The following is a 19255-nucleotide window of genomic DNA, read 5'->3' on the forward strand; positions in this document are numbered from 1 at the left end:
CTCATGAAAAAACTGCTGACTGTCGGTGTACTGTGTGCGGCGCTTGCTGCACCTGTCCTTGCTGACACAACCAAGGTCGGATTCGTCTATATCGGCCCTGTGGGCGACCACGGCTGGACTTACACACACGATTTGGCGCGCAAAGCGGTGGAGGCTGAATTTGGTGACGCAGTACAGACAAGCTATGTCGAGAACGTTGGTTACGGTGCAGATGCCGAGCGCGTGATGACACAGATGGCGCTGTCGGGCACTAACCTTATCTTTGCCACCTCCTTCGGCTATGGCCCGGATGTGAACACCGTGGCAGCGCGATTCCCGAACGTCGCCTTTGAACATGCGACTGGCTACATTCAGGAAGCTGATAATGTCAGTCTGTATAATGCACGCTTCTATGAAGGTCGTGCGGTAATCGGTCATATCGCTGGCAGGATGACTCAGACGAATAAGGTTGGCTATATCGCTTCCTTCCCGATCCCTGAAGTTATCATGGGCATCAACTCTGCCTATCTGCATGCGAAAGCGGTGAATCCTGATGTCGAGTTCAATGTGGTCTGGGTTTACAGCTGGTATGATCCTGCCCAGGAAGCGGCTGCTGCCGAGGCTCTGATAGAGCAGGGTGCCGATGTGTTGATGCAGCACACCGACTCAACCGCTCCGCTGACAGTGGCTCAGGATGCAGGCATCATGGCGTTCGGACAGGCATCTGATATGTCTGCTTTCGCGCCTGAATCACACTTGACCGGTATTACAGATGTCTGGGCACCCTATTACATTGACCGTGTGCGCGCTGTTAAAGAGGGCACCTGGAAAGCTGGGAATGTCTGGCACGGTATTGTCGACGGCATGGTTGGATTCGCGCCGATGAGTGAGCGCATTCCTGAAGATGTTCGCGCTGAAGCGGAAGGGATGATCGCTGCAATTGCTGCGGGTGAATACCATCCTTTCACTGGCCCGATCAACAAACAAGACGGCACGCCTTGGTTGGCTGAGGGTGAAACTGCACCGGATGGTGACCTGCTATCCAAGGATTTCTATGTCGAAGGTATCACTTCTGACATCCCGAACTGATCTTTTTTGATCTTTTAAAATACAAAGCCCCCGGAATTATCCGAGGGCTTTTTTGCTTATGTCTGATCAGTATCAGATCTATTCTGATTTCTGGTTCTTCAAACGCTCTTCCCAGAAGGTGGCATTCTTGATGCCCAGCTTCACTGGATCAAAGGTGATCGGGCCTCCAGCCTTTTGCTGTGCTTCATAGTCGCGCAGTGCCAGCATGGTCGGCCTGGAGATGAAGAAGATGATCAGAATGCCGACAATATTGATCCAGGCCATCAGACCCACGCCGACATCTCCCAGATCCCAGATGTAGCCAGCCGTATTCACCGTGCCGTAGGCCACCATGAACATGATCACCAGCTTGACCAGCGTGAGTGGGATGCTCAGGTTAAGCGCACGGCGCAGATAGGCCACATTGGTTTCGGCAATGTAGTAGTAGGCCAGAATGGTGGTGAAGGCGAAAAAGAACAGGGCGATACCGACAAACACCGGACCTATACCACCGAATACGCTCAATAGCGCCATCTGGGTGAAGGCAGGAGAGGCGATGATGGTGTCAGCCGGAACGTTCTGGACGATAAATTGACCCGCTTCGAGAGTGCCCTGCACATTGTACTGCTGAGTGATCAGAATCATCAGTGCCGTTGCGGTGCAGATAAACAGCGTATCCACATAGACCGAGAAGGCCTGAACAAGCCCCTGCTGGGCCGGGTGCTGAACTTCAGCGGCAGCTGCTGCGTGAGGGCCGGTACCCTGTCCGGCTTCGTTGGAGTAGATGCCGCGCTTGACACCCCAGCCGATCGCTGCACCAAAGCCAGCCTGAGCTGTGAAGGCATCTGACAGGATAAGACCGAAGATGCCTGGAATCTTTTCCAGGTTCAGGAAGATGATTATCAGCGCCATCACGATATAACCCAGCGCCATGAACGGCACCACGATCTGAGTAAAGTGCGCGATACGCTTGATACCACCGAAGATGATGAACGCCAGTACAATCAGGATGATGGCCAGTGCGATCAGCTTGGTGCTGCCGACTTCACCAAAGCTGCTGGATACCATCTGACCATTACCGAACACCTGAGTGACGGCATTACCGACGGCATTCGCCTGGATACCCGGCAGGAAGATACCGCAGGCAACGATTGAAGAGAGAGCGAACAGGATACCCAGCCACTTCCAGCCAAGGCAGCGCTCAAAATAGTAGGCAGGGCCACCGCGATACTGGCCGTTGTCATTCACTTTATACAACTGACCGAGAGTGGATTCGGCATAAGCGGTACTGGCGCCGAGGAAGGCAACCACCCACATCCAGAAAATGGCACCCGGGCCACCAAATCCGATTGCCGCTGCAACACCAGCGATGTTACCGACCCCGACACGGCCGGACAGAGAGACGGACAGTGCCTGAAATGAAGAGATGCCTTTGTCAGACTCATTGGAGTTGAACAGCAGTCGCCACATCTCTTTAAAATGACGTACCTGCGCAAAACGCGTCAGGATCGAGTAGAAAAGACCTGCGCCCAGGCACAGGAAAATAAGTGCATCACTCCAGATGTAGCTGTTGAGAGTATTAACCAGCGTTTCCATGATCAATGTGATTCCGGTTCGTTATTGTTTTAGCTCTTGGTCCTGGTATCTGACGTTATAAGCCGTGAGCTGGCTATAACATTCAGTATCCAAAACCGAGGCGCAGTATTCTGCAGCAACGAACGCGTGATATCTATTGAAGTGGCAGGTGCTTTTGCTGAATTTGCATTCTGCTTTGGGAAAATATCTTGAAATTTCAAAGTAAACGTTAAAATATTCTTATCATTATGTTAATGATTTGAATATTAAGACTTTTTTGTTTAAGGGGTGCCTTTGTAGGAGTTCTCACTTTCATTTATGTGAAAGCGGGCCGCTGAGCCCGCTGTCTGCATCACCATTTACCGACAACAAACCCGAGTTTATCAGGCAGCCAGAGTGCAATTCCTGGCACCAGCATCACCAGCACCAGTGAGCTGAGCATGGTCAGCATGAACAGAAAAGCCCAGCCGAAAGTCTGTTCCAGTCTTACCCCTGCCACTTTTGTTGTCACCATCAGGTTCACCGCGACGGGTGGGGTGAATTGCCCGATAGCGATATTCATCGCCAGCAATATGCCGAACCAGACAGGGTTCCACTCGAAATGCTGGATCAAGGGAATCAGGATCGGAGTAATGATCAGATAGATGGAGATCGCATCCAGCACCATGCCGACCACCAGGACCAGCAGCATGATCAGTATCAGCAGTACCCAGCCATTATCTGAGATAGACAACATCAGATTAGCCAGATGTCTGAAGGTGCCGAGCGTGGTGCCTGCCCAGGCAAAGATACCGGCCAGAGAGATGATCAGCATCACCACACCGGATATTCTGGCAGCTTCGCCAAACAGTGCCCAGAGTGATTTCAGACTGAGCTGGCGATAGATCACCACCCCGGTGAATACACCATAGGTAACCGCCACAACGGCGGCTTCTGTCGGGGTAAACAGACCGGAGCGCAGCCCCCCCAGAATCAGTACCGGTGCAAAGAGTGCTGGCAGAGCTTGAATGAAGCTCTCTTTCAGTGGCGGTCTTTCACCACTGTTCGGGTCTTCCCAGCCATAGCGTCGGGATAGCCACCAGGCGGGTAAAAGCAGCGACATGCCAGCGAGAATACCGGGAAACAATCCTGCTGCAAACAGCGCACGCAGATCCACGCCGGGCATCACCACTGAATAGAGAATCAGTGCGATGGAAGGAGGAATCAGAATGGCGGTAGAGGCTGAGGCCGCAATTAAAGAGGCAGAAAACGCCTTGGGGTAGCCAGCCTTGGCCATGCTCGGCAGCATCACCATGGCAACAGCCGCTGCATCGGCGGGTCCTGAGCCACTCATACCACCCATGATCAGACAGACCAGTACTGCCACCAGTGCCAGTCCACCGTGGCGAGGGCCAATCAGCGCCTGAGCGAAGCGTACCAGACTGCTGGCCACCCCCGCGCGCTCAAAAATCAGTCCGGTCAGAATAAACAGGGGGATCGCGATCAGCGGGTATTTGGCGACACTGTTGTAGGTGTTGGTGCCCAGTGTTGCGAGCATATCGGGCGATAACCCGGCGACAATTCCGGCAGCGCCACCCAGGCCCAGAGCAAAGGCGACAGGGACCCCCAGCAACATGGCCAGGCCGAAGATTGCCAGCATCCACAGATCAGGACTCATGCTCACCTCCCTGTGGCTGACCGCTGTCACGCCAGCGTTCGATCAGGCTTTGAGTCAGGCGTATGATGATGGCAACGCTCAACAGCGGCAGCCAGATGATATACATCCAGGTGGGGTAGCCAAGGCCGGGTGACAGTGACTCCCAGTGATACTCCTCCCAGGTCAGCAGCCCGCCATACCAGGTTATCAGACACAGCAACAGAACACAGGCCGCCCACTGCAGCAGATAGAGTGCACGTTTCAGCATCAGCGGCAGGCTTTCCTCGACCAGCAATATGCGAATATGTTCATGCCGTCGGGCAGCGACTGCTGCGCCGGAGAAAGTCAGCACAAACAGCAGAAAAACAGAAAACTCCTCAGTGAAGGCGAAGGATGCATTAGTGGCATAACGCACCACGACATTACCGAGACTGATCAGACAAATACCCAGCAGTGCGATTGATGCGAGCCAGGATTCAGGGCGGGATTTCGGGCCGTGCATGTGAGTACTCATCCAGAGTGTGGCGACAAAGTGTAACGAAACGTATGTGGTAAACACATCAGACCCGCCGGAAAAGGCGGGTCTGATATGCTTCAGCAGTCTGGATCAGCGAGCATCAATTGCTGCTTTGGCGGTATTGACCAGCTCTTCACCGATACGTGGTACCCATTTCTGATAAACCTCGGCAGTGGCTTCTACAAAGGCTGCGTGCTGCTCAGGTGTCAGCTCTGTCACCTCGACGCCACGTTCCTTGATGGTCTCCAGCGTTGCGCTCAGTTCTGCGCGTGATTTGGCTATCTCCCAGGCACCGGCTTCAATGGCGGTTTCACGCAGGATCGTCCGATCCTCTTCAGAGAGAGAGTTCCAGACACGTTGATTGACACCAAATACCAGAGGGTCAGCCATATAGCGCCACAGCGTGAGATACTGCTGACCTACCTGATCGATACGGGCAACATCAAACACCGACAGAGGGTTTTCCTGACCATCCACTGCACCGGTTGTCAGTGCTGGCTGGGCATCGGCCCAGCTCATTTGTGTCGGGTTGGCGCCCAGGGTATTGAAGGTGTCCAGAAACAGGGGTGATCCCACAACACGGATCTTCAGACCACTGAGGTCACTTGGCTCGCTGATCGCCTTGCGTGAGTTGGAGAGTTCACGAAAGCCATTTTCTCCCCAGGCCAGCGGAATGACTCCGCGCTGTTCAATAGCCGCAAATATCTGCTCACCGGCCTCGCCTTGAGTGATGGCATCGATTGCAGCTTCATCCGGCATCAGAAACGGCAGGGAGAAGAGATTCAGTTCCGGCACCTGCGGCGACCAGTTGATGGTTGAGGCCACCGCCATGTCAATCAGACCGCTGCGCATGGCGGAGAACTCGCGGGTCTGATCCCCGGAGACCAACTGGGCATTGGGGTAGACCGTCAGTTTCATGCGTCCTTCGGAGCGCTCTTCAACCAGCTCTGCCCATTTGACAGCAGCCTGACCCCAGGGGAAGGCGTCTGACAGCACGGTTGAGACAGAAAACTCACGTGTTTCCTGGGCCAGTACGGGGGCAGTGAAACCAACACAGATGGCAGCGGTAAGCGCAGACAGGTATAGCTTGGCTTTCATGAGATATCCTTATTGTTTTTGATCAGTCATTACAGGTCCGATGACCGGACAGTAGTGGGCTACTGTTTAATACAGGGCTTTTGAATATAGATGACGATGTGATGTTTTAAAAGTAAAACAAATGCGGACCTTAGTCGACCATGGGGATTGTAAGGTTATAAGGAGAGAGATAAGGGGCTGCAGGTTTTCAGGTATTTTTGAAGAGTGGCGGGATCGCCACTCTTCGGTCACTCGGGTGTATCAGGCTGCAAACAGCTTATGCGGATCGATAACAAATTTCTTCGCCGCACCACCATCAAAGTCGGCATAGCCTTTGGGGGCTTCATCCAGCGAGATTACCTGGACATTGACCGCCTTGGCTATCTGCACGCGCTCAAACAGAATCGCCTGCATCAGCTGGCGATGATACTTCATCACCGGGCACTGGCCGGTATGGAAGGAGTGGGATTTGGCCCAACCCAGACCAAAGCGCAGGCTCAGGCTGCCTTTCTGTGCTGCAGCATCCTTGGCACCTGGATCTTCAGTGACATACAGCCCAGGAATCCCGATCTGGCCTCCGGCGCGCGTGATATCCATCATGCTGTTCAAGACGACCGCAGGCTTCTCTTCATGGTGATGATGGCCATGGCAGTGAGCCTCAAAGCCGACACAGTCAACCGCAGCATCCACTTCCGGTACACCGAGAATCTGCTCCAGCAGGTCCGGCAGCTCTGCATCCTGACGCAGGTCGATGGTTTCGCAGCCAAAGCTTTTTGCTTGAGCCAGACGTTCTGGAATCATATCCCCGACGATGACGCAGGCAGCGCCGAGCAGTTGTGCAGAAACCGCAGCGGCCAGTCCGACAGGGCCGGCACCGGCGATGTACACGGTTGATCCGGGACCGACACCGGCTGTGACGCAGCCGTGGAAACCAGTCGGGAAGATATCTGACAGCAGTGTCAGATCACGGATCTTCTCTTTGGCCTGGTCGGAGTCCGGGAATTTCAGCAGGTTGAAGTCGGCATAGGGCACCATGACGTACTCGGCCTGGCCACCCACCCAGCCACCCATATCGACATAGCCATAGGCGGCACCGGGACGAGCAGGGTTGACGTTCAGACAGATGCCGGTTCTGCCCTCCTTGCAGTTGCGGCAGCGACCGCAGGCGATGTTGAATGGAACGGATACAATGTCGCCGACTTTCAGAAACTCGACATCACGACCGCACTCAATGATTTCGCCTGTGATCTCATGGCCCAGCACCAGCCCGGAAGGGGCGGTTGTGCGACCGCGAACCATATGCTGGTCACTGCCACAGATGTTGGTGGTGAGAACTTTGAGGATGACTCCGTGCTGACACTTGCGATTTCCGATCGCCAGTTCAGGGAAGTCTATCGAGCGCACTTCGACGTGACCGGGGCCTGTATAGACCACGCCCCGGTTTCCTGTGGATATAGCCATTGCCTTACTCCTTTATTGTTGTCATAGGCAAACATGTGCATGAATGCACAGAAGACCAAGGTAAGGCTGCACCGGCTTCTGATCCTGCCTGCCTGCGCCTTCGGAGTTGTCAAACACGACACTTTGTATTGAAGCGCCGTTATAAGGTAACAATACAGGGCCTTGAAAAGCGCCTGAGCATCATGTGCCGTGTCACCAGACGGTATGAAGCTGAATTAGTCGTATTTCAAAAATGGCAGATGGGAGGATCTGCGCTATGATGTGATCTTGAAACCTGCACTGACAATCTTTTCAAGGAGAGAAGAGCATGATTGATTTCCCATCTCTGCCAGGCTCGCGACTGCTGAGCGCCTCTGCGCTGACGTTGCTGCTGTTGACCTCATCCGGCCAGCTGTTTGCCGATACCGCCTTTCGTTACCAGGTCCCTGTCCAGCCGGAAGCTGCGTCCGGTTATCAGGACAAACCGGGCTGGGCGACGAGTTACTTTGCCGTAGCAGCGGCCAATCCACTGGCAACTGACGCCGGCTATCAGATTCTCAAGGCGGGAGGGTCTGCCATAGATGCAGCGATCGCCGTACAGATGGTACTGACATTGGTTGAGCCCCAGTCCAGCGGTATCGGAGGCGGGGCCTTTCTGATGCATTTTGATGGCAGTGAAGTGCTGGCCTATGATGGCCGGGAAACCGCACCCGCCGGAGTAACTGAGGCGCTGTTTCTCGATCAGGAGGGGGCGCCACTGAGCTTTATGGATGCTGCAGCCAGCGGCTTGTCTGTCGGTGTGCCGGGTGTGCTGCGTATGCTGGAGGAGGCGCATCGTGCTCATGGACAGTTGTCCTGGGAGGTGCTGTTCGCACCGGCCATCACACTGGCTGAAGAGGGGTTTGCTGTCAGCCCGCGCCTGCATACCCTGCTGGCAGGTGAAACAGCCCTGAAAGCGAACAGTGCGGCAGCCGCCTTTTACTATGATACAGACGGCGAACCCCTGCCGGTGGGTCATCAACTGAAAAATCCTGCATTGGCTGCTGTGTTGAAGCAGATTGCCGAGCGTGGCAGTGAGGCCTTCCATAGCGGAGCTATTGCACAGGATCTTGTACAGCAGGTACAGCAGCACCCTGTGCATCCCGGTAGCATGACGAAGGAGGATCTGGCCGCTTATACACCGCTGGTGCGTGAGCCTCTGTGTACTGACTGGAAGAGCTATCGTGTCTGTGGCTTTCCGCCCCCCTCATCCGGCCATCTGACCATGATGCAGATGCTGGGAATACTGGAGCATACCCCTGCCGTTGCAGAGCCTTTGCAGGAGGGGCTGCCAGGTGAAGCCTGGCTGCATCAGTTCACCGAGGCGGCACGCCTGAGCTTTGCTGACCGTGCGCTTTATATTGCCGATCCGGATTTTATCAACCCGCCGGGCAACAGCTGGGCCAGCCTGCTGGCGCCGGACTACCTGCGTGAAAGAGCCGGTTTGATCAGTGATACCAGCATGGGTCGTGCAACGGCGGGTACACCTGGCCCTTGGCAGGTAAGTTATGCCAGCATGCCGGAACAGGAGGAGTATGGCACCAGCCACATCAGTATTGTGGATGCCCAGGGTAATGCACTGGCGATGACCACTACCATTGAAGCGGCATTTGGTGCAAGGATACTGGCCGATGGCGGTACCGGTCTGCCGGGTGGATATCTGCTGAACAATGAGTTGACGGATTTCTCCTTCCAGCCTGCGGATGCAGAGGGTGTACCGATCGCGAATCGCGTTGAACCGGGCAAGCGACCACGCTCCAGCATGAGTCCGACTCTGGTGTTTGAGCGTGAAAGTGGTGAGCTGGTGGCAAGCCTAGGCTCACCCGGCGGTGCGGCGATTATTCACTACACGGCCAGAACGCTGATAGCGATGCTGGATTGGGGGCTTAATGCTCAGGAGGCGATCAGTCTACCCCATGCTTTGAGCTTTAACGGCCCGACCTTCCTCGAGGCTGATCGTTTTCCCGAAGCGACGCTTGAGGCGCTGCGTGCCAGAGAGCATGAGGTGACGGAGCGTGACCTTACCAGTGGTCTGCAGGTGATTCAGAAAACGCCCAACGGCTTCTTCAGCGGTGCTGATCCGCGCCGTGAAGGGGTGGTGATGGGGGAATAAGTATTAGAAAATGTTTAACTAATCTGAGGTTGCTGCCACAATAAAGAGAAACTATTACCGACACTATGATGCCAGAGGTTATCTCGATGCTGATAAGGTATTTCGAGCAGGAAAGCCACTTTGATTCTTTGCTGCTGCCGATTCGCTGTCGTGCCGATCGTATCATGGTGTTGGTAAGCCTTTTTCTTTTTCTTGTTTGTCTGTCCCTCAGCCCAGTTTACAACTCCTGGGGCAGTGCTTTGCTGATCGGGTTGCCCACCCTGCTGCTGGTGGTCTGGATGGGACTTCGGCGCAGTGGCCAGCTCTGGACGCGGCTGGTCATGGCTGGTGCCTTCATGGTCTATACAGGACTGATTATTCATCAGATGAGGGGCGATATCGCTTCGCATTTCTCCGCCTTTGGCCTGATAGCCGTGCTTCTTTACTACCGTGACTGGCGCACCATTATCAGTGCCGTGCTGGTTATTTTTCTGCATCATGCCGTGCTGGGTTTTCTGGAAGGGTTCGGCGTACCTGTGTATGTATTCGGCGATCAGCAGGAGCACTGGTTTCACCATCTGTTGGTTCATTTTGCCTACTTCCTGCCCTTTATCGGCATGATGATCTACCTCTCGATCTGGCTCAGGCGTGAGGGGTTTGAAAGTCAGAATGTCATTGAGCTGGCCAATAGAATTGCCCGTGGCAGTCTTGCAGAGGAGCTGCCCAGGGGCGAGCTGTTTGAGCGCAGTGAACTGATCCGAGCCGTCACGACCATGAAGACCCGCCTGCTGGATCTGCTCCGGGTGATGCCAGTACCTGTGGCCGTGATCAGATTGGATGATCATACTGTTGTCAGCACCAATAGTGCCTGGGAGGAGCGGTATGGCCTTGGCAATATCGTCGGCAACCGCTTTGGACAATGCCCCATCTGGGCAGAGCCGGAAACCTGGAGTTATCTGCTGGAGCGGCTCAATGATGCACAGAGTAAACTGCTGGACAAGGTCGAGGTCCGGTTGCGCCGGGTTGATGGTGTGGAGCTGATCTGCGAGTTGTCGATGATCATTCACGAGAATATCGAGCCGGTGATGGCGATTCTGACGCTGGAGGATGTGACCGAGCGCAGGCGTGCCGAGCAGTATATGCATCAACTGGCATATAACGATATGCTGACATCTCTGGCGAATCGGGCCAGATTGCATAAAGAGATGGAGCGCTCATTGCAGTTGTGCCGTGCCCGGCAAATACCCTTTGCTGTTATATTGCTTGATCTGGATGATTTCAAACCGATCAATGACCAGTATGGTCATGATGCCGGGGATGAAGTACTGAAGCTGGTGGCCGCACGGCTGATGGCGCAGATAAGGGATCAGGATCTTGTGGCCAGGCTGGGAGGCGATGAGTTTGTTGTGTTGCTGAACAGTTGCCATGAAGCGCAAAGGCTGACAGCGATCGCGGAGCGGATACTGGTTGCCCTGCAGGAACCCTTGCCGATGAAAGGACTGCAGGGTGAGAGCTTGCATATCGGCGCAAGTATAGGGGTGGTATGGGTACAGGATGGAGAAAATGATGTTGACCAGTTGCTGAAGATGGCTGATAACGCACTGTATGAAGCTAAACGGCAGGGAAAAAACAGCTTTGTACTGCACCAGCATGCGTAGAGTGCTTCAGCCTTTGGTACCCGCAGATGTACTGAATAAAGGATAATCATGACGTTACATATACAGACGCCGTTACTGGAATCACGCGCCCTGCCGCGTCGTGACGGTCAGCATATCTGGATGAAGATGGAGGCACTGCAGCCGCCGGGTTCGTTCAAGATTCGTGGTATTGGCTATGCCTGCCAGCTTTATCAGCAGCGAGGCGCACGTCGTTTCATCTCATCTTCCGGGGGGAATGCCGGGATTGCGGTTGCCTATGCCGGGCGGCATCTCGGTGTGCCGGTGGTTGTGGTGGTGCCGGAATCGACCACTGAGCGTGCCAGACAGTTGATCCGTCAGGAGAGCGCCGAACTGATCGTGCATGGCAGCTCCTGGCAGGAGGCGAACGAACTGGCGCAGTCAATGCTTGGTGAGGGGGATGCCTTTCTGCATCCCTTCGATGATCCTCTGCTCTGGCAGGGACATGCCAGTATGATCGATGAGGTGGCTGCCAGTGGTGTGCAGCCGGATGCCGTGGTGCTCTCGGTCGGTGGAGGCGGATTGCTTTGCGGGGTGATTGAGGGCCTGCAGCGCAATGGCTGGAGCAGCGTTCCGGTTGTGGCGGTGGAGACGCGCGGAGCTGACTCGTTGCATCAATCTCTGCAGCAGGGCGAGCGGATCACATTACCGGGTATCAGCAGTATCGCGACCTCGTTGGGGGCGCGTCAGGTATGTGAGCAGTCACTTGCTATGGCGAGCCGGCATCCACTGCAGAGCCTGGTGGTAACTGACCGCCAGGCGCTGCATGCCTGTGAGCGCTTTCTGGATGATCATCGCCTGCTGGTGGAGCCTGCGTGTGGCGCTACACTGGCGGTTGCCTATGCTCAGCATGAGGCGTTGGCTGGCTATCGCAATATTCTGCTGATTGTGTGTGGTGGCGTAACGGCCAGTTATCAGCAACTGCAGCAGTGGCAGGCTTCTGCTCAGTAACCTGGCAGGCGAGCTTTTCCGCTAAGGTGGAACCGGGATCACGTCCACGGCCACCTGCAGCTTATGTTCTCCACTACCATTCATGACACCTTTCAGCGGAGTGACATCAGCAAAATCCCGACCCCAGCCAAGGGTAATATAACGCTCGTCAGGTACAGTGCCATTGGTGGGGTCTATATCCAGCCAGCCCCATCCAGGAATATAGACCGACAGCCAGGCATGGGAGGCATCCGCACCGAGCAGCTTTTCCTGGCCGGGTGGCGGCAGGGTTTCCATATAGCCACTGATATAGCGTGCGGCCAGCCCCATTGATCTCAGACAGCCAATCGCCAGATGAGCAAAGTCCTGGCATACGCCGCGACGGCTCTCCAGCACCATCTGCAGCGGGGTGGCAAGGGTGGTGAACTCGGGGTCGTAGGTGAACTCATTGAAGATCGCCTGATTCAGCTCCAGCACGGCCTCCACCAGCGGTCGATTGCGGGTGAAGCAGCGTCGTGAATAGTCCACCAGGTCAAGGCTCTGCTGCACGAAAGGTGAGTCCAGCGCAAACAGTCTAGCGTGGAGATGCTCGAGAGTTTGTGTCGAACTGACCCGGTGCTCTCCGATAGCCAGCTCACGCAGCGCCTGCTCCCAGGAGAGGGTGATGTGCTGATCCGGCAGAGATCGTGGCAGAGTAGTCAGGTGGCTTTTGACTGTGACATCCAGGCTGTCGTGAACCTCCTGAATGGAAAAGTACACGACTCGATTACCGAAGAAATCGACACGCTCACGCTGGCGCACAGCCGTGGGCGTGATCGTCAGTTCACTGTTTCTGCAGCGCTGCCATGGCAACTCTCGAGGCAGCAGTCGCGCCTCATTGTGGCTCAGTGTGACAGACCCTGAATAATCATAATGGGTGGTGTGGCGTAGCTGGTATCTCATTGGTGAACTCCACATCTGCTTCGCATGATACCTCCACTTACACCGATGTCTGCATGGTGACCAATTGACGCAAGGCTTCGACATGGCTGAAGTGCGTATGCGAGATGGCATCCGACAGCTCGGACATCGGCTGGATGATCTGATCCAGCAGCTCCGACAGTGCCTCCCTGGCGCTGGCTGACTTGTCCAGATCGGCCAGCGTGTCGATATCCACCAGATGCAGCATGCTGGTTGCCTGAATCACCAGACGTGTTTCACGATTGCGATAGGGCGTGCTTTCGGGTTGTGGCAGTCGCTCTATCTGGCGACCCAGTCGCCTCAGCATGTAGCCGACGGATCGCGGGTTGGCCTCATCAAACAGCAGCAGATCCAGAATCGCTGAAGGGTGCAGCTGCGAACGATAGCGGCGGCGATACACGGTGAAGTTGTCGGTTGTCGCCAGGACCACTTCCCACAGGGGAATACCGGGTTTGTCGGCGGTCAACAGGGCGAGCTTCAGCAATGCAAGGCTGAACAGCAAGCGCTCGATAAAGCGACCGATATCCAGAAAGCGCCAGCCATAATGGTGGGGCATGGTCTCGTTACACAGGCCATAAAAGGCTGCCAGATCTGTCACCACCCCTTCAAGGCTGCGCTGTCCGCTCACGGCCCCTTGAATTCTGGGCAGATCGTTGAACTTCTGGCGCATCGCATTGATAGTGCGCCAGGCATCATCTCCCAGGTGATCCCTGACTGCACGAGAGTTACGCAGAAACAGACTGAAGAGTTGGGGCAGTGCGCTGGGGTGTTGCTCTGAAAACTGGCTCAGCAACTGATCGCGCATGAACAGATAGTCACGGGTATAGCGATTTCCGCCATCGCCCGTGTTCTCCGGTTCAGGCTCCACAGGTGGCTGCTCCAGCTCAAGAGCGGTCAGCAGATCGGGCAGAAGGCTGCTGTCAACCTCGTTCTGATCCTCCTGCAGGAGTCTGGCCAGCGCTTCACGCAGCAGGCGGGAGCGGTTATCGATACGCTCACCATAACGCCCCATCCAGAACAGGCTATCAGCAACACGGCAGGGCATATCCTTACCGTCGCGGGTCATCACGATAGGGCCTATGGCATGGCGCAGCAGACTGATATGAGGCTGCGGTACAGGGGCGATAACCCAGATATCCTTGACGATCCGACTATCCAGCAAAGGGGTTCCGGGCTCGCCCACCCAGGCCAGACCGCCCGGCATCACTCGATACTGACGTTCTCTGGCGGGCTTTATCAGGTCATCGGGCTCCATCAGACTGAACAAGCGCAGGTTCACAGCCTGGGCTTCAAACTGCTGGGTTTTCGGGTTGAAACCGGGTGTCATGGCGGCGCGAAGGGCACGTTGCCCCACATACAGATGCGGTGATTTGAACATCGACTGGCGTAGCTGACGCAGCTCCTGCAGTGACAGCATATCCGGATAGATCACTCGGGTCGTGTCGCGAATATCACGCACTTGCCACTCATCCGGCTGTGACAGGATGGTCTTGATCGCATCCGCACTGCCGCACCAGAGCGTATCACGGCAGGTCAGCAGCAGCTTCTCGCCGAGCAGACGCTCACACAGGCCTGGCAGAAAGGAGGCAAGGGCTGGGTGCTCCAGTATGCCTGTACCGATCGCATTGGCTATCTCCACCTCGCCGTTTCGTGCCGCCTGCAGCAGCCCCGGCACACCGATCAGGGAATCACCACGCAGCTCCAGTGGATCGCACCAGGGGTCGGTGATCTGGCGCACGATCACATCAACCTGGGTCAGGCCACCCAGGGTGCGCATCGATACCTGCCCGTCGCGCACCACCAGGTCGTCCCCTTCAACCAGAGAGAAGTTCATGTAGTTGGCGAGCCAGGCGTGTTCAAAATAACCGGGGCTGGCAGGGCCGGGCGAGAGCAACACTATATTGGGCTCATCCCGCTGAGAGCGTGCCATACCGGCCAGGCAGCGGTGCTGAGCCTGCAGAAAACCTGCCAGACGCTTAAGGGGAGCATCGCGGTAGAGGCTTGGCAGAGCACGGGCAAGCGTGATGCGATTTTCAAGGGCATAGCCGGCACCGGCCGGAGATTGTGTCCAGTCACCGAGAACCTGCCATTGTCCCTGATGATCGCGTATCAGGTCGGTGCCATGAAGGATAAGCAGCGGTCTGTCACCATAGCTGTTAGCGGCACCAAACAGAAAGTTGGGGTGGCCATAGATCAGTTCGGCAGGCAGCAGCCCTTCATCCACGACCTTGCGCTCGCCATAGAGATCCTCCACCAGCAGCTCCAGCAGACGACTGCGTTGCTTCAGACCCTGCTCCAGGATCTCCCACTCCTCTGTACCTATGACAAAAGGCAGACAATCCAGCTGCCAGGAGCGGAGTTTCCCCGGATCATCTTCGTAGGTATTGAAGGTGACACCATTCTCATGCAGCAGGTTCTGGAGCTCTTCAGAGCGCTGACTCAACACCTCCGGCCCCAGTGCTCCTATCTCACTCAGCACCGCTTTCCAGGGCGAGCGTACCAGTTGCTCCGGCGAAAAAAGCTCATCATGAGCATCGTGCTGGGGATAACTCTCCAGCAAGGTGCGCAGTTCAGGTGGCAGAAGGGCCGGATTGAACATGTTCAGATACCAAAGTCAATTCAGCCGGGTCCTCCGGCTGTTTTCAGAGCGTGACAAAGTGTTGATTATAAACCAGTACAAGTGTTTATCTCATGCCGGGTGGGCGGCGAAGATCCAATGTATGCGGATACTCATAGCTCACCTCTTCATGTGCTACATGGATAGTGTCATGACTGTGGCCTTCGGTCCAGAAGCGCGTCAATCGCCGAGCTTCCGCTTCATTGGCGTTGATCGGGAAGGTATCGTAGTTGCGACCTGCCGGATGCACCACATGATAGGTGCAGCCACCGAGTGAGCGGTTGTTCCAGGTATCGATCAGATCAAATGCCAGTGGTGCATGAACCGGGATCAGTGGGTGCAGGGCCGAGGAGGGCTGCCAGGCACGGTAGCGCACGCCCGCCACTGCTTCGTTACTGCGTCCGGTACCTGTCAGCGGCACCTTGCGACCATTACAGGTGACGACATGGCGGGCCGGATTATAACCGCTGACCAGAACCTGCAACCGTTCCACGGAGGAGTCGACATAGCGGGCCGTGCCGCTGCCACTGACCTCTTCGCCCAGCACATTCCAGGGCTCTATGGCCTGACGCAGCTCCAGCCGGGTCTGCTGATAGCTGACCTCGCCATAGGCGGGGAACCTGAACTCAAAGAAGGGGGTAAACCACTCGGGGTCAAACTCATAACCATGCTGCCTGAGGTCCTGGAGAATATCGACCAGATCTTCCCAGATGAAGTGCGGCAGCACCCAGCGGTCATGCAGGGCGGTGCCCCAGCGTACCAGTGGTTTGCTGTAAGGGGCGGCTGCAAATCGCGCCACCAGTGCTCTGATCAGTAACTGTTGCATCAGGCTCATGCGTGGATGAGGAGGCATCTCGAAGCCTCTGAGCTCCAGCAACCCCAGACGCCCGGTTGGTGAGTCAGGTGAGTAGAGCTTGTCGATACAGAATTCGGCACGATGCGTATTGCCGGTGATATCGGTCAGCAGGTGGCGCAGCAGGCGATCTACAATCCAGGGCTCAGTCACCTCGCCGGCAGGCATCTGCTGCAGGGCGATCTCCAGTTCGTAGATCGCCTCATGCCGCGCTTCATCGATACGGGGTGCCTGACTGGTCGGCCCGACAAACAGGCCGGAAAAAAGATAGGACAGACTCGGGTGATGCTGCCAGTAGGTGATCATGCTGGCCAGCAGGTCGGGCCGTCTCAGAAAGGGTGAATCCGCCGGAGTGGCGCCTCCTAATGTAATGTGGTTGCCACCACCGGTACCGGTATGGCGACCGTCGAGCATGAACTTCTCGGTGCCCAGACGCGACAGGTGGGCATCCTCGTACACCCCCTCGGTTTGCGACACCAGTTCGCGCCAGTTTTTGCCGGGCATTATGTTCACTTCGATCACGCCCGGGTCGGGTGTGATCAGGAATTTCTCCAGGCGTGAATCTGCAGGGGGGGCATAGCCCTCAATGCATACCGGCATCTGCAGCGCAGCAGCGGTGTGCTCAATGGAAGCCACGAGGTCAATATAATCCTCCAGCTCAACCACCGGGGGCAGGAAGATAAACAGCTTGCCGTCACGTGGTTCAACGCACAGGGCGGTATGAAAAACGGCTTCGTCCTGAGCATCCAGTGATTGCTCCTGCCAGCACTGCCCCGGTTGCTCATGATGGAAGCCACTTTGGCTGTCCAGCGTCTGCCAGTGGCTGAAACGGTTGGCAACTTCACCATAGATATCGCTCAGTTCCGAAGGCGTTTCGAACAGGGAGCGTGGGTGAGGGGTGTCGGCTGTCTGAGTCGGCAAAGAGGAGAGGGGCAGGCGCAGGCCCAGTGGTGAATCACCCGGCACCAGGAAAAGATAGTCGCGGCGTACCGGCCAGGCGCAGGACTGCCAGCGTTTGCTTCTGATATGGCGAGCCAGAGGCAGCGCGTAGCCGGCGACCTCATCCAGTCCACGTTCCAGTAGTTTTGCCAGACGCGCGCGCTCCTCATCCGCTTTCAGATCACTCTGGCGGATATCCAGATCGACAGACTGTGTGCGCTCCAGCCACAGATAATAGTAGGCATCCTCGTAGCAGGGCAGCAGACGTTTGTCGGCAATACCCAGGCCCTGCGTCAGTGCGCGGGCAAACTGTTCGGCCTCGGTGATACCCAGGTTGTAGCTCTGTTCGATATCGGCCAGCCAGCGATCATCCTGCCAAAGCGGAACCTTATCCTTGCGCCAATAGCAGGCCAGTGCCCAGCGCGGCAGGGGTTCACCGGGATACCATTTTCCCTGCTGGAAGTGTACCAGGCTGTGGCTGGCAAAGCGCTGGCGCATGCGTTTGAGTAGCGTTTCAGCGCGTTGCAGCTTGGTGGGCCCGAAAGCTGCCGTGGTCCATTCGGGTGCATCCATATCATCGATGGCGACAAACGTGGGCTCGCCTCCCATGGTCAGACGCAGATCCTGCTTTGTCAGTGCCACCTCTACTTGCTCACCGAGGGCATCGATCGCCTGCCACTGGTGATCGGTATAAGGTTTGGTGACGCGAGGAGCTTCCTGAAAGCGGGTCAGGGTCATGCTGACGTCGAATGTCACTTTGCAGGGCTCGGTTGTGCCGCTGATCGGTGCTGCACTGGTCGGCGAGGGGGTGGCTGCCAGTGGAATATGCCCCTCACCCGCCATCAGGCCGGATGTCGGGTCCAACCCGATCCAGCCAGCACCGGGAATGAACACCTCTGTCCAGGCGTGCAGGTCGGTAAAGTCTTTCTCCGGTCCTGGCGCCCCATCCAGCGCTATGGTATCCGGGGTGAGCTGGACCATATAGCCTGAGACAAAACGGGAGGCTAGGCCCAGGTGTCGCAGAATCTGCACCAGCAGCCAGGCGGAGTCACGACAGGAGCCCTGTTGCAGCTCAAGTGTTTCTTCGGCACTCTGAACCCCGGGCTCCATCCGCAGCAGATAGTTCACATCCTGTTCAAGTCGTTGGTTGAGGCCGACCAGAAAATCCACGGTCGCCATCTCCTGCAGGCTGACGGCATCAACCCAGGCCTGCATCAAGGGTCCCTTTTCGGTAACCTCCAGATAAGGGGCGAGCTCCTTCTTCAGGGACTCAGGATAGCTGAAAGGGAAATGCTGGGCATAATCCTCCAGGAAAAAATCGAAGGGATTGATCACGGTTGCTGGCGCGATCAGTTCTACATCGATATGCAGATGCTGCATCTTTTCCGGAAATACCAGTCGTGCCAGGTGGTTGCCGAAAGGGTCCTGTTGCCAGTTGATGAAGTACTTGCCACCCGAAACCTTCATCGAGTAAGCCTCGATGTGGGTACGACAGTGAGGCGCCGGTTTGAGTCTGACCAGATGTGGCGACAGACTGACTGGACGATCAAAGTCGTAATGTGTGGAGTGCTTCAATGCAACGCGGATTGTCATGCTTGTCACCTGTGGGAGTTGGCGTACCCGTTAATCAGTTATAGAGGTACAGCAATTGATATGCCAGTCGGCTGTACAACAAAAATCGGGCATATAGCGGCGCAATCGGCTATGTTTATTCGACGGGAGGTGCGGTTTTTGCCGCAACACCAACTTTCTTGCACTCTTGTGGTGCGCTCTGATAGCGGTACCTGTCTTGTTGCGGTGCAATTATCCCGGCTCAGAGTGACAAAAAGAGTGCACCAGTGCTGTTTGTGTTTTTGG

General features: G+C 56.0%; 12 protein-coding genes. 4 read left to right on the forward strand and 8 right to left on the reverse strand.

Annotated elements, in window-relative coordinates:
- The first annotated feature begins 3 nt into the window (after nucleotides 1-3).
- Nucleotides 4-1068, forward strand: coding sequence for a BMP family ABC transporter substrate-binding protein (locus F7R27_RS02965; RefSeq protein ID WP_151702754.1), 1065 nt, complete (start codon nucleotides 4-6; stop codon nucleotides 1066-1068).
- A gap of 78 nt (nucleotides 1069-1146) precedes the next feature.
- On the opposite strand, the gene F7R27_RS02970 is transcribed toward F7R27_RS02965, so the two are convergent.
- The 5 genes from F7R27_RS02970 to fdhA form a co-directional block, all read right to left on the reverse strand.
- Complete coding sequence (locus F7R27_RS02970) at nucleotides 1147-2643, reverse strand: alanine/glycine:cation symporter family protein (RefSeq protein ID WP_151702755.1); 1497 nt, start codon at nucleotides 2641-2643, stop codon at nucleotides 1147-1149.
- A 331-nt stretch (nucleotides 2644-2974) separates the two neighbouring features.
- A complete protein-coding gene (locus F7R27_RS02975) occupies nucleotides 2975-4279 on the reverse strand; it encodes a TRAP transporter large permease (protein ID WP_151702756.1) in 1305 nt (434 codons plus the stop codon).
- Entirely contained in the window at nucleotides 4269-4760 is a 492-nt protein-coding gene (locus F7R27_RS02980) for a TRAP transporter small permease (protein ID WP_151702757.1), read from the reverse strand. Before F7R27_RS02980 ends, F7R27_RS02975 begins: the two co-directional genes overlap by 11 nt.
- A gap of 105 nt (nucleotides 4761-4865) precedes the next feature.
- Nucleotides 4866-5873: a DctP family TRAP transporter solute-binding subunit gene (locus F7R27_RS02985; protein ID WP_151702758.1), complete on the reverse strand. Its 1008-nt coding sequence runs from the start codon at nucleotides 5871-5873 to the stop codon at nucleotides 4866-4868.
- A 240-nt stretch (nucleotides 5874-6113) separates the two neighbouring features.
- Complete coding sequence (gene fdhA / locus F7R27_RS02990) at nucleotides 6114-7313, reverse strand: formaldehyde dehydrogenase, glutathione-independent (RefSeq protein ID WP_151702759.1); 1200 nt, start codon at nucleotides 7311-7313, stop codon at nucleotides 6114-6116.
- A gap of 307 nt (nucleotides 7314-7620) precedes the next feature.
- Between fdhA and ggt the strand changes: the two genes are divergently transcribed.
- The 3 genes from ggt to F7R27_RS03005 all read left to right on the forward strand — a co-directional run bounded on the left by ggt (nucleotide 7621) and on the right by F7R27_RS03005 (nucleotide 12050).
- The gene (gene ggt / locus F7R27_RS02995) at nucleotides 7621-9444 is read left to right on the forward strand and encodes a gamma-glutamyltransferase (protein WP_151702760.1); all 1824 of its coding nucleotides are present in this window, start codon (nucleotides 7621-7623) and stop codon (nucleotides 9442-9444) included.
- A gap of 86 nt (nucleotides 9445-9530) precedes the next feature.
- A complete protein-coding gene (locus F7R27_RS03000; RefSeq protein ID WP_168927412.1) occupies nucleotides 9531-11081 on the forward strand; it encodes a diguanylate cyclase domain-containing protein in 1551 nt (516 codons plus the stop codon).
- A 48-nt stretch (nucleotides 11082-11129) separates the two neighbouring features.
- Nucleotides 11130-12050, forward strand: a complete 921-nt coding sequence (locus F7R27_RS03005) for a pyridoxal-phosphate dependent enzyme (RefSeq protein ID WP_151702762.1) — start codon at nucleotides 11130-11132, stop codon at nucleotides 12048-12050.
- A gap of 21 nt (nucleotides 12051-12071) precedes the next feature.
- Here the strand turns inward: F7R27_RS03005 and F7R27_RS03010 are convergent, their stop codons facing one another.
- The 3 genes from F7R27_RS03010 to F7R27_RS03020 form a co-directional block, all read right to left on the reverse strand.
- Nucleotides 12072-12971, reverse strand: a complete 900-nt coding sequence (locus F7R27_RS03010) for a transglutaminase family protein (protein ID WP_151702763.1) — start codon at nucleotides 12969-12971, stop codon at nucleotides 12072-12074.
- Between the two features lie 37 nt (nucleotides 12972-13008).
- Entirely contained in the window at nucleotides 13009-15588 is a 2580-nt protein-coding gene (locus F7R27_RS03015; RefSeq protein WP_151702764.1) for a circularly permuted type 2 ATP-grasp protein, read from the reverse strand.
- 85 nt (nucleotides 15589-15673) lie between these two features.
- The gene (locus tag F7R27_RS03020) at nucleotides 15674-18991 is read right to left on the reverse strand and encodes a transglutaminase family protein (RefSeq protein WP_151702765.1); all 3318 of its coding nucleotides are present in this window, start codon (nucleotides 18989-18991) and stop codon (nucleotides 15674-15676) included.
- Between the last annotated feature and the right edge of the window lie 264 nt (nucleotides 18992-19255).

The sequence above is a fragment of the Nitrincola alkalilacustris genome (genome assembly GCF_008973755.1).
Taxonomy (GTDB): Bacteria; Pseudomonadota; Gammaproteobacteria; order Pseudomonadales; family Balneatricaceae; genus Nitrincola; species Nitrincola alkalilacustris.